We start from the raw sequence: 202 nt of genomic DNA, 5'->3' as shown, positions 1-202 counted from the left end.
CGCGCCCCGCGGGCCTAGCCGGGCATCGAGGGGCCCCGACGCCTCGGGCGGCGCGCCAGCATCGGCCCCGCGGGACTCCGGCGCCCGCGCCCCCGGAAAGTTTTTCCAAAAATGTCCTTGCATCGCCGTCCGAGTTCCCGTATAGTACTTCTTCGCACGGGGGCGTAGCTCAGCTGGGAGAGCGCTTGACTGGCAGTCAAGA

Origin of the sequence: Collinsella sp. AF37-9 (genome assembly GCF_003475115.1) — a bacterium.
Lineage (GTDB): Bacteria > Actinomycetota > Coriobacteriia > Coriobacteriales > Coriobacteriaceae > Collinsella.
Note: the sequence above shows the minus strand (reverse complement) of the source record.